This is a genomic window from Lacticaseibacillus sp. 30 (assembly GCF_053819265.1).
Genome location: NZ_JBSOQX010000013.1, coordinates 76,687 through 88,857, shown reverse-complemented (window position 1 = coordinate 88,857; position 12,171 = coordinate 76,687). Strand labels below are relative to the sequence as shown.

Here is a 12,171-nt window from a genome sequence, read left to right as displayed (position 1 = left end):
TTTTTAACCCACCTTTTGCGGGTGTGGCGGAACTGGCAGACGCGCTAGATTTAGGTTCTAGTGGTTTTTGACCGTGGGGGTTCGAGTCCCTTCACCCGCATTGTACTGTGAAGTAAAAGCTCGGTTCCAATAGGTGGTTTTTTCTCCCCGGTCTCAATAATTGAATATGCGGTATGCGGAAGTAGTTCAGTGGTAGAACATCACCTTGCCATGGTGGGGGTCGCGGGTTCGAATCCCGTCTTCCGCTTTTCACTTTATGCCGGGGTGGCGGAATTGGCAGACGCACAGGACTTAAAATCCTGCGGTCAGTGATGACCGTACCGGTTCGATCCCGGTCCTCGGCATTTTGTTGAATGCACCCATAGCGCAATTGGATAGAGTGTCTGACTACGAATCAGAAGGTTGTAGGTTCGACTCCTACTGGGTGCATCATCGACCGCTACTAAGCTGGCGCCGATTAGAACTAAATACTCGGAATGCGGAAGTAGTTCAGTGGTAGAACATCACCTTGCCATGGTGGGGGTCGCGGGTTCGAATCCCGTCTTCCGCTTCCTCGGGAAGTAGCTCAGCTTGGTAGAGCACTACGTTCGGGACGTAGGGGTCGCAAGTTCGAATCTTGTCTTCCCGATTCTTGGATCACGAATAGTCGTGGTCTTTTTTTTGCGTTCAAAGTCATAAATTTGTATAAACGGACAGATGTCAGTATAATGTGTAATAGTCAAGATTGGTCAAAGTCAAAAAGGATTGAATGACATGCAGCGTGAGAACATTTCGGACATCATTGAAACCTATCTAAAAACGATATTGGCGCAAGAAGCGGCTGTTGAAATCAGACGCGCTGAAATTGCTCGTCGTTTCAATTGCGTACCTTCACAGATCAATTATGTGATCAAAACCAGATTCACACCTGCTCGCGGTTATATCGTAGAGAGCAAACGTGGTGGCGGTGGCTATATTCGAATCGTGAAGGTCAAATTGACAGATGATCAGGATCTCATTCAGATCATGCGACAGCATATTCCAAGTCGTTTGCGGATGCGGGATGCCCGAGATTTGATTCAGGAATTGTTTGATAACGGGTTGATCGCCCGCCAGTCTGGCAACCTGATGCTCGCGGTGATGGATCATGAGACGTTGGGCATCTTCGACCAAGGGGCAGAAGAGCATCTACGATCGCGTTTGTTCCTTGCATTTTTGGATCGTTTGCGGTATGAAAGATGAAACAGTTTATCATCAGTTTTTAAAAAAGGGAGCGTGCTTATGGACAACTTATTTACCCCTAGTGCTAAAAATGTATTGCTTTTAGCCCAGGAACAAGCGAAGTACTTCCATCATCATGCTGTTGGGACAGAACATTTGCTCATGGCACTGGTCATGGAAAAAGATGGTATCGCTGGTAAGACGCTGCGTCAGTTAGGGGTCACTGAAAATGATGTCCATGACGAGATCGAGCGCTTCACAGGGTATGGGACTGTTGATGCCGCTGGTCAAGCTAGTGATAGTTATTTGCCTTACTCACCAAAAGGTAAAGAGATTTTGGCGTTTGCAGGTGACGAAGCAAAACGGTTAGGTGCTTTAAAGATCGGTACCGAGCACGTTTTGCTTGGCTTGCTACGTGAAGATGACATCTTGGCAGCACGGATTTTGCAAAACCTTGGTCTCAGTCTTTCGAAGACGCGTCAGATGGTTTTCAAGAAGATGGGGATTGCGGACACTGCAGCAAAGCGTCGCCCAATGGCACGTGGCGGTGCTCGTCAAGATGGACAAGGTACGCCAACGCTAGATGGTTTGGCGCGAGATTTGACCCAAATGGCGCGCGAGAATCGGATGGATCCGGTTGTTGGGCGTGACAAAGAAGTACGGCGGCTGATCCAGATTCTGGCACGGCGGACAAAGAACAACCCTGTACTGATTGGCGAACCTGGTGTTGGTAAAACTGCAATTGCAGAAGGCTTTGCTGAGAAAATTGTGTCTGGTAAAGTGCCGGATGACATGGTCAACAAGCGTTTGATGATGCTTGATATGGGCTCACTTGTCGCCGGTACCAAGTATCGTGGTGAGTTTGAAGATCGGCTGAAGAAGATCATTGATGAAATTTATAAAGATGGCAATGTCATTTTGTTCATTGATGAATTGCATACTTTGATCGGTGCTGGCGGCGCAGAAGGCGCTATTGATGCTTCCAATATTTTGAAACCGGCATTAGCTCGTGGTGAATTACAATTGATCGGTGCCACGACCTTAGATGAATATCAAAAGTATATTGAAAAAGATGCTGCTTTGGAGCGGCGGTTTGCGACGATTCAAGTCGACGAACCAACTGAAGAAGAAGCTGAACAAATTTTGAAGGGCTTGCGTCCTCGTTATGAGGCGCATCACGGTGTCACGATTACTGACGAAGCGCTGCATCAGGCGGTGGTTTTGTCATCACGGTACATCACGACTCGGTTCTTGCCTGACAAGGCAATTGATCTAGTTGACGAAAGTGCGGCGAAGGTTCGCTTGGACAAGGCCAATGTTGAGACGAAGGCCGACAAGCTTCAGGATGAACTGGCCAAGCTGGTAGCTGATAAAGAAGACGCTATTGACCATCAAGATTTCGAAACGGCTGCGAACATTCGGACTCAGGAAGCTGATTTAAAAACGAAGTTGGCCGACACGCCTGAACCAGTTAATGAAAGTGGCGTTCGAACTGACATTAAAGTGACGGGCGACGATGTGGCAGAAGTGGTTTCTCAATGGACCGGTGTGCCAGTCACCCAGTTGCAGAAAAAAGAATCCGATCGGTTGGTTAATTTGGAGAAGATCCTGCATGAGCGGGTTGTTGGCCAAGACGAAGCAGTTTCCGCTGTTGCGCGTGCTATCCGGCGTGCTCGTTCTGGTTTGAAAGATCCGACGCGGCCAATTGGGTCCTTCATGTTCCTCGGGCCGACAGGTGTTGGGAAAACGGAGCTGGCTAAGGCGTTAGCCGAGGCAATGTTTGGTTCTGAAGATGCCATGATCCGGGTTGATATGTCTGAGTACATGGAGAAATTTAGTACCAGTCGGTTGATCGGCGCGGCCCCTGGTTACGTTGGTTACGACGAAGGCGGTCAACTAACCGAAAAAGTCCGCAACAAGCCTTACTCGGTTGTGTTGTTGGACGAAGTTGAAAAGGCGCATCCAGATGTCTTTAACATTTTGCTGCAGGTGCTGGATGATGGCTATTTAACCGATTCGAAGGGTCGGCGGGTTGATTTCCGTAACACGATTTTGATCATGACCAGTAACATCGGCGCAACCGCTATCCGTGACGATAAGACTGTTGGCTTTGGTGCCAAGGATCCACAAGCTGACTTTAATGCCATGAAGAGCCGGATGCTGGACGAACTTAAAAAAGCGTTCCGACCAGAATTCCTTAACCGAATTGATGAAACCGTGGTCTTCCACAGTCTCAACAAGGCTGAGCTGCATGAAATCGTTAAGATCATGACGAAGACAGTGCTTAGTCGCATTAAGGATCAAGGGATTGACGTTAAAATTACCCCAGCCGGTATTGACGCTGTCGCCGCTGCCGGCTTCGATCCAGAGTACGGTGCACGTCCAATTCGGCGGGCACTGCAAACCGGTGTCGAAGATCAGTTAAGTGAACTCTTATTGACAGGCCAAGCTAAAACCGGTGACTTGATCCAAATCGGTGCTAAAAAAGGCAAGCTGACATTTACTGTTAAAGAGAACAAAGGCAAGCAAAAAGAAAACGGTGCTTCAAAAGAACCCGTTAAAGCCTAGTGTTGATAATGAAGAAATCGCGGCTGTTAGGCTGCGATTTCTTTTTGGCTTTGCTTGCGCAGCACGGATCAACCTCCGCTTGACATCGTTGATTGATACGCGTATTATGAATCTAATCGCATTTCGGTTTGGACAGGCTGTCAGGACGATCTATTGTCCGTTCTGGCTAATGAAAAAGCAAAAACAGCAGGCTGGTTGAAGGTCGATCTGTTTTTGGTTTTTTTTTGCTCAAAATGTCTGCGGGATGGTCGTTGTCATGTAAACTTAACAATATTTACATTATTTTTACAATCAACCTGAGCCGGAAAATCTTACAAGGGGTGAATAATTTGGCAGGACACTTAGTGAATTATGGTAAGCACCGGACACGCCGGTCCTATGCCCGGATCAAGGAAGTTTTGGATCTTCCTAATCTGATCGAGATCCAAACGAATTCTTACCAATGGTTCCTCGATGAAGGTCTCAAAGAAATGTTCGACGATATTATGCCGATCGATGACTTTCAAGGGAAACTGTCACTGGAATTTGTCGGCTATCAACTGCTGGAACCAAAATATACTGTTGAGGAAGCACGCCAACACGATGCAAACTACTCTGCACCGTTGCATGTGACCTTGCGTTTAACCAACCATGAAACAGGCGAGATTAAGAGCCAAGATGTGTTCTTTGGCGACTTCCCGCTGATGACCAAACAAGGGACGTTTATTATTAATGGTGCCGAACGGGTCATCGTTTCTCAGTTGGTCCGTTCACCTGGCGTTTATTTCCATAGCGAAACAGACAAGAACTCACGTGTCACTTATGGCACAACCGTGATTCCTAACCGGGGCGCTTGGCTTGAATATGAAACTGACGCCAAAGATATCGCGTATGTCCGAATCGATCGGACACGGAAGATTCCGCTGACCGAATTGGTTCGGGCGTTGGGCTTCGGTTCCGATCAAGACATTATCAACATGTTTGGTGACAATGATTCCTTGATGCTTACGCTTGAAAAAGATGTGCATAAGAATACGGATGATTCCCGTACGGACGAAGCGTTGAAGGATATCTACGAACGTCTACGTCCTGGCGAACCAAAAACAGCCGATTCATCGCGGTCTCTTTTGTATGCCCGCTTCTTCGACCCGAAGCGTTATGATCTTGCTTCGGTTGGTCGTTACAAAGTGAATAAGAAACTGAGCCTTAAGACCCGGCTTTTGAATCAGGTTTTGGCAGAAACACTGGCCGATCCTGATACTGGTGAAGTCATTGCGCAAAAGGGCACCAAGGTTGATCGTCAAGTGATGGACAAGTTGGCACCATATCTTGACCGCGATGATTTCAAGACCATCACCTACCAACCTTCCGATCAAGGCGTTGTCACTGATCCGATCGAATTACAGAGTATCAAAGTATACTCACAAGTGACCCCTGATAAAGAAATCAATTTGATTGGTAATGGTCATATTGGTAAAAAAGTGAAACACATCGTCCCCGCTGATGTTTTGGCATCAATGAACTACTTCCTGAATCTTCAGGAAGGCTTGGGTTCAATTGATGACATTGATCACTTGGGTAACCGGCGGATTCGTTCCGTTGGTGAACTGTTGCAAAACCAATTCCGGATCGGGCTTTCTCGGATGGAACGTGTTGTCCGTGAGCGGATGTCCATTCAAGATACCGCTACGGTAACACCGCAACAATTGATCAACATTCGGCCAGTTGTAGCTTCTATCAAGGAATTCTTCGGCAGTTCCCAACTGTCGCAGTTTATGGATCAGACGAATCCGCTTGGTGAGTTAACGCATAAGCGTCGTCTGTCTGCTCTTGGACCTGGTGGGTTGACGCGTGACCGTGCCGGTTATGAAGTCCGGGACGTTCACTACACCCATTATGGCCGTATGTGTCCGATTGAAACGCCTGAAGGCCCGAACATCGGGTTGATTAACAGTCTTGCTTCTTATGCGGTTGTTAATCCTTATGGTTTTATTGAAACGCCATATCGTCGTGTTTCTTGGGATACGCATAAAGTTACCGACAAAATCGACTATTTGACTGCCGATGAAGAAGATAACTACATCGTTGCGCAGGCGAACTCGCCTTTGAACGACGATGGTTCCTTTGTTGACGAAACCGTCCTGGCTCGTCACAAGGATAACAACATTGAAATCTCTCCAGACAAAGTTGACTACATGGACGTTTCGCCTAAACAGGTTGTTGCGGTCGCAACGGCTTGCATTCCTTTCTTGGAAAACGATGACTCCAACCGTGCTTTGATGGGTGCGAACATGCAACGTCAGGCTGTGCCGTTGGTTAATCCGCATGCCCCACTTGTTGGGACTGGGATGGAATACAAGGCAGCCCATGACTCCGGGACAGCGGTTTTGGCTAATAACGCTGGTACCGTTGAATATGTTGATGCTAAGCAAATTCGGGTTCGTCGTGAAGATGGCGCCTTGGATGCCTACAACTTGATGAAATTCAAGCGTAGTAACGCCGGTAAAAACTACAACCAGCGGCCAATCGTGACCATCGGCGATCATGTTGATGTTGACGAAATCATCGCTGATGGACCAGCCATGCAAAATGGTGAATTGGCATTGGGACAAAACCCGATCATCGCCTTCATGACTTGGAACATGTACAACTACGAAGATGCGATTGTGCTCTCCGAACGACTCGTTAAAGATGATGTTTACACCTCAATCCATATTGAAGAATATGAATCTGAAGCACGTGACACCAAGCTTGGACCTGAAGAAGTAACGCGTGAAATTCCAAACGTCGGTGAAGAAGCCCTTAAGGATCTGGATGAATTTGGTGTCGTTCGTGTCGGTGCTGAAGTGCGTGACGGTGATATTTTGGTCGGCAAGGTTACACCTAAGGGCGTTACTGAATTGTCAGCTGAAGAACGGTTACTGCATGCGATCTTTGGTGAGAAAGCACGTGAAGTACGTGACACCTCGCTGCGGGTTCCTCATGGCGGCGGCGGGATCATTCAAGACGTTAAGATCTTTACTCGTGAAGCCGGCGATGAACTGTCTCCTGGTGTGAATATGATGGTCCGCGTTTATATTACGCAGAAGCGGAAGATTCAGGTCGGTGATAAGATGGCCGGTCGTCACGGGAACAAAGGGACGGTTTCCGTCGTTGTGCCTGAAGAGGACATGCCATACTTGCCAGACGGTACCCCAGTTGACATCTGCTTGTCACCAATGGGTGTGCCAAGTCGTATGAACATCGGACAGGTGCTGGAATTGCATCTGGGGATGGCTGCACGTAACTTGGGCATTCATGTTGCAACGCCTGTTTTCGATGGCGCCAACGATAAAGATCTGTGGGCAACCGTTAAGGAAGCCGGTATGGCATCTGATGGTAAGTCTGTCTTGTATGACGGTCGAACTGGTGAACCATTCGAAAACCGTGTTTCTGTCGGAATCATGTACTACATGAAACTGTCTCACATGGTTGACGATAAGATTCATGCTCGTTCCATTGGACCTTACAGTTTAGTTACCCAACAGCCACTTGGTGGTAAAGCTCAGTTTGGTGGTCAGCGTTTTGGTGAAATGGAAGTTTGGGCCCTTGAAGCTTATGGCGCGGCTTATACTTTGCAGGAAATCCTGACTTACAAGTCCGATGACGTGGTTGGCCGGGTTAAGACCTATGAAGCCATCGTTAAGGGCGAACCGATTCCTAAGCCGGGTGTACCAGAATCCTTCCGTGTGCTTGTCAAAGAATTGCAAGCACTGGGTCTGGATATGAAGGTCCTTGGCGCGGATAAAAAAGAAATTGAACTGCGGGACATGGACGACGACGAGGATGATATTGTTTCTGTCGATGCCTTGGCGAAGTTTGCTGCTCAGCAGGAAGAAAAGAAGGCTCACGAAGCCGCAGCACAAGCAACTGACGGTAAGTCTGCCAACAGTACCGACGATAAGAAATAGGAGGTTAGCCCTTTGATTGATGTCAATAAGTTTGAAAGTATGCAAATCGGCTTAGCCTCGCCAGATAAAATCCGTAGCTGGTCCTATGGGGAAGTTAAAAAACCTGAGACCATCAACTACCGGACGTTAAAACCTGAGCGGGACGGCTTGTTCGATGAACGCATCTTCGGACCGACCAAGGACTGGGAATGTGCCTGTGGCAAGTACAAGCGGATTCGTTATAAGGGAATCGTTTGTGATCGCTGCGGTGTTGAAGTTACTCGTTCCAAGGTTCGCCGTGAGCGGATGGGTCATATCGAACTAGCCGCACCGGTTACCCACATCTGGTACTTCAAGGGCATCCCAAGTCGGATGGGTCTGGTACTGGACATGTCACCGCGGTCACTCGAAGAGATCATTTATTTTGCGTCCTACGTTGTGATCGATCCTGGCGATACGCCGATGGAGAAAAAGCAGCTCCTGACCGAACGTGAATATCGTGAAAAACGCGAAGAATACGGTCAAACCTTCAATGCCAAGATGGGTGCTGAAGCCATCAAGGAATTGTTGCAGGATGTTGAGCTTGATAAAGAAGTTGCCGAATTAAAGGAAGACCTGAAGTCAGCCCAAGGCCAAAAGCGGACCCGTGCGATTCGCCGGTTGGATATTCTGGATGCCTTCAAGGAATCCGGTAATGATCCAGCTTGGATGGTCATGGACACGATCCCAGTTATCCCACCGGATCTGCGGCCAATGGTTCAACTTGAAGGTGGCCGTTTTGCCACTTCCGATCTGAACGACTTGTATCGACGGGTTATCAACCGAAATAATCGGTTGAAGCGCCTGCTTGATCTCAATGCGCCAAGTATCATTGTTCAAAACGAAAAGCGGATGCTGCAGGAAGCGGTTGATGCTTTGATTGATAATGGTCGTCGTGGCCGTCCGGTTACGGGGCCAGGTAATCGCCCGCTCAAGTCCCTGTCACACATGCTGAAAGGGAAGCAAGGCCGGTTCCGTCAGAACTTGCTTGGTAAGCGTGTCGATTACTCCGGCCGTTCCGTTATTGATGTCGGCCCATGGCTGAAGTTCTATCAATGCGGTGTACCACGTGAAATGGCATTGGAACTGTTCAAGCCATTTGTGATGCGCGAATTGGTTAAGCGCGACATGGCTAGCAACATCAAAAATGCTCGTCGCAAGATTGATCGCCAAGATGATGATGTTTGGGACGTGCTTGAAGATGTCATCAAGGAACGTCCAGTGCTGTTGAACCGTGCACCTACCTTGCATCGACTTGGGATTCAGGCATTTGAACCTGTCCTTGTTGATGGGAAGTCCATCCGGTTGCACCCGCTGGTCTGCGAAGCTTATAACGCTGACTTTGATGGTGACCAGATGGCGATCCATGTACCGCTATCTGACGAAGCTATGGCTGAAGCACGGATGCTGATGTTGGCTGCACACCATATTTTGGCACCAAAAGATGGCAAGCCAATCGTTACGCCATCACAGGACGTTGTGCTGGGTAACTACTACCTGACCATGGAACAAAAAGGCCGCGAAGGTGAAGGCATGATCTTTAAGGACACCAACGAAGTGTTGATGGCCTTGCAAAACGGTTATGTCCACTTGCACAGCCGCATCGGGATTGCGACTAATTCCTTTACGGACAAGCCGTTTACCGATGATCAGAAACAAAAGATCATGGTCACCAGTGTTGGTAAGGCGATCTTTAACGAGATTATGCCGAAAGACTTCCCATATTTGAATGAACCGACGCAGGATAACATCGTCAATGGTGTGCCGGATAAGTATTTCATCGATAAGGGTGAAGACATCAACGACTACCTTGAAGATGCACCGTTAATCGATCCATTCAAGAAAGGCTTCCTGTCTGACATCATTGCGCAAGTCTTCAAGGTCTATAAAGTTCAACGGACCAGTGACTTGCTGGATGATATGAAGACTTTGGGCTATACGCAGTCCACTAACTCTGGCTTGACTGTCGGGATCGCGGACATTACTAACTTGAAGGAAAAGCCTGAAATTGTCGAAGCTGCCCATAAGAAGGTTGCCACTGTTTCCAAGCAGTTCCGTCGTGGGTTGATTACCGACGAGGAACGGCATGATCGGGTTATCCAGATCTGGAATGATGCCAAAGATGATATTCAGCAGAAGCTGGTTGATTCGTTTGACCCGAACAACCCAATTTCGATGATGTCCGATTCAGGTGCTCGTGGTAACATTTCTAACTTTACACAGCTTGCCGGCATGCGTGGTCTGATGGCTGCGCCAAACGGTGGGATGATGGAAGTGCCTGTTATCTCGAACTTCCGTGAGGGCCTGTCCGTCATGGAAATGTTCATGTCAACTCATGGTGCTCGTAAAGGGATGACCGATACGGCGCTGAAGACGGCTGATTCAGGTTATCTGACTCGGCGGCTGGTTGATGTTGCACAGGATGTCATTGTTCGTGAAGAGGACTGCGGTACCGACCGTGGCTTAGTTGTCAGTGCTATCCGTGAAGGTAATGAAATGATCGAACCGTTGTATGATCGACTGGTTGGTCGTTTCACCATGAAGGATGTGCTGGATCCGAAGAGTGGTGAAGTGCTCGTCAAGCGCAATACCTTGATGGACGAAGATACTGCTCAGATGATCGTGGATGCCGGGGTTGAATCCGTCACGATCCGTTCGGTCTTCACTTGCAACACCAAACATGGTGTCTGCCAGAAGTGCTACGGTCGTAACATGGCCACTGGCGAACAAGTTGAAGTCGGCGAAGCTGTCGGGACTGTTGCTGCGCAATCTATCGGTGAACCTGGTACCCAGCTGACCATGCGGAACTTCCATACTGGCGGTGTTGCCGGTGGCGAAGATATTACGCAAGGGCTGCCTCGTGTTCAGGAAATCTTTGAAGCTCGTAACCCTAAAGGTGAAGCTGTGATTACGGAAGTGACCGGTGAAATTACGGCGATTGACGAAAATCCAGCTGAGCACACACGGGAAATCACGGTCAAAGGTGAAACCGACACCCGGACTTACAGCGTGCCATATGCTTCCAGTGTGGCAGTTGCTGAAGGCGACCACATTAATCGTGGCGAACGCCTGACTGGTGGTTCGATTGATCCTAAGCAATTGATTAAAGTGCGCGATGTCATGGCCACCGAAAATTACCTGCTTTCTGAAGTTCAGAAAGTTTACCGTATGCAAGGTGTTGATATCGGCGATAAGCACGTTGAAGTGATGGTCCGCCAGATGCTGCGCAAGATCCGGGTCATGGATCCAGGCGACACCAACATCTTGCCAGGAACCTTACTCGATATTGCTGACTTTAAGGAAAAGAATACGCAGGCAATTATCAGTGGCGGTATCCCTGCTACTGGCCGGCCAGTTCTACTGGGGATCACCAAGGCTTCCTTGGAGACCAACAGTTTCCTGTCTGCCGCTTCCTTCCAGGAAACGACACGGGTATTGACCGATGCCTCGATTCGCGGCAAGAACGATCCACTGATCGGTTTGAAGGAAAATGTCATCATTGGGAAGATCATTCCGGCTGGTACCGGGATGGCAACGTATCGACACGAAGAACCAAAGAGTGTCGGCACCGTTTCCGACAGTGTCTATTCGATTTCAGACATCGAAAAGCAAATGAAAGCAAAAGACGGCCAGCAAGGCGATACGGACAAAAAGTAATCGCGTGAACTGACAGTTAAACCAAAAAGAAGCGGCGTAAACATCTGAAAAGATGCTTGCGCCGCTTTTTTGGTGAGCGCGAGTAGGAGCGTTTAGAAACTGGGACGTAAGTGGCCTTGAAGCTCAATGACATGGGGTGGTCACTGAGCTTCAAGGTCCTTACGTGTAGGTTTCTGCGACTGCGAGCGCGTTATAGTCCGCCATTGACCAAAGCAAAGCACGCATAACCAGCCGCTAAATGACTGATCATTGGCAAACTCGGCGGACGGGCAGCTATCCAATGCAGGCAGGCGGTTCCGCAAGCAATCAGTGTCACGATTAACGCTGCCTCGAGTCGTAAAACGCAGGCCAGCAAGGCAATTAACATCACATCCGCACTCCCAAGCCCTTGCGACACAACGGCTAAACCGCCAATCATGACAGCAAGTAGCATCATGCCGAAAAGGTCATGGGGAAAACAAACCAGCAAAGTCAAACACCAACCAGTAAAGCTGAAGAAAGGAACCGTTCGCTCATGCCAGTCAGCCACGCTAAAGATGATTAAGCCTGAGGCAAGCAAAAAAGTTAACCAAGTATGGATGCTTAATCCAGAGAGGACGGCTAATAGACAGTGAAAGCAACGGGTTGCCAAGCTGTGCTGGCGAACTAAGTACAGAACAATGAGCAAAAGTACGGTTATTAGCATAGCATTCACCTCTTCATGAAGCAGATTTCGCATTTGTTTTTCTTCTTGCACAAGTAAAAAGCAGATGATAATGGGCTAAAAAAGCTCTATTGTTAACGCTGTCAACTTCTGGGA

The 12,171-nt window shown here is 48.5% G+C and carries 5 protein-coding genes and 6 tRNA genes; 10 read left to right on the top strand and 1 reads right to left on the bottom strand.

The window, feature by feature from the left end; translation table 11 throughout:
- Nucleotides 1-17 precede the first annotated feature (17 nt).
- The 10 genes from ACWPAB_RS09880 (at nt 18) to rpoC (ending at nt 11,372) form a co-directional block, all read left to right on the top strand.
- Nucleotides 18-100, top strand: a tRNA-Leu gene (locus ACWPAB_RS09880).
- 75 nt (nt 101-175) lie between these two features.
- A tRNA-Gly gene (locus ACWPAB_RS09875) sits at nt 176-247 on the top strand.
- 11 nt (nt 248-258) lie between these two features.
- Nucleotides 259-344, top strand: a tRNA-Leu gene (locus ACWPAB_RS09870).
- 11 nt (nt 345-355) lie between these two features.
- A tRNA-Arg gene (locus ACWPAB_RS09865) sits at nt 356-429 on the top strand.
- A 49-nt stretch (nt 430-478) separates the two neighbouring features.
- Nucleotides 479-550, top strand: a tRNA-Gly gene (locus ACWPAB_RS09860).
- Nucleotides 551-554: 4 nt separating this feature from the next.
- Nucleotides 555-628: transfer RNA gene (locus tag ACWPAB_RS09855), tRNA-Pro, on the top strand.
- Nucleotides 629-753: 125 nt separating this feature from the next.
- Nucleotides 754-1,221: a CtsR family transcriptional regulator gene (locus tag ACWPAB_RS09850; protein ID WP_003567591.1), complete on the top strand. Its 468-nt coding sequence runs from the start codon at nt 754-756 to the stop codon at nt 1,219-1,221.
- Nucleotides 1,222-1,260: 39 nt separating this feature from the next.
- Nucleotides 1,261-3,768, top strand: coding sequence for an ATP-dependent Clp protease ATP-binding subunit (locus ACWPAB_RS09845; protein WP_003585669.1), 2,508 nt, complete (start codon nt 1,261-1,263; stop codon nt 3,766-3,768).
- A 329-nt stretch (nt 3,769-4,097) separates the two neighbouring features.
- On the top strand, nt 4,098-7,697 hold the full coding sequence (gene rpoB / locus ACWPAB_RS09840; protein WP_003567588.1) for a DNA-directed RNA polymerase subunit beta: 3,600 nt from the start codon (nt 4,098-4,100) through the stop codon (nt 7,695-7,697).
- A 12-nt stretch (nt 7,698-7,709) separates the two neighbouring features.
- Complete coding sequence (gene rpoC, locus ACWPAB_RS09835; RefSeq protein WP_003567586.1) at nt 7,710-11,372, top strand: DNA-directed RNA polymerase subunit beta'; 3,663 nt, start codon at nt 7,710-7,712, stop codon at nt 11,370-11,372.
- A gap of 190 nt (nt 11,373-11,562) precedes the next feature.
- On the opposite strand, the gene ACWPAB_RS09830 is transcribed toward rpoC, so the two are convergent.
- A complete protein-coding gene (locus tag ACWPAB_RS09830) occupies nt 11,563-12,057 on the bottom strand; it encodes a family A24A prepilin peptidase (protein ID WP_003576428.1) in 495 nt (164 codons plus the stop codon).
- Nucleotides 12,058-12,171: the final 114 nt, after the last annotated feature.

Coding starts and splice junctions, on each gene's coding strand:
- ACWPAB_RS09845 (WP_003585669.1), top strand. CDS start 1,261: ATGGACAACTTATTTACCCCTAGTGCTAAAAATGTATTGCTTTTAGCC.
- ACWPAB_RS09830 (WP_003576428.1), bottom strand. CDS start 12,057: ATGCTAATAACCGTACTTTTGCTCATTGTTCTGTACTTAGTTCGCCAG.
- ACWPAB_RS09850 (WP_003567591.1), top strand. CDS start 754: ATGCAGCGTGAGAACATTTCGGACATCATTGAAACCTATCTAAAAACG.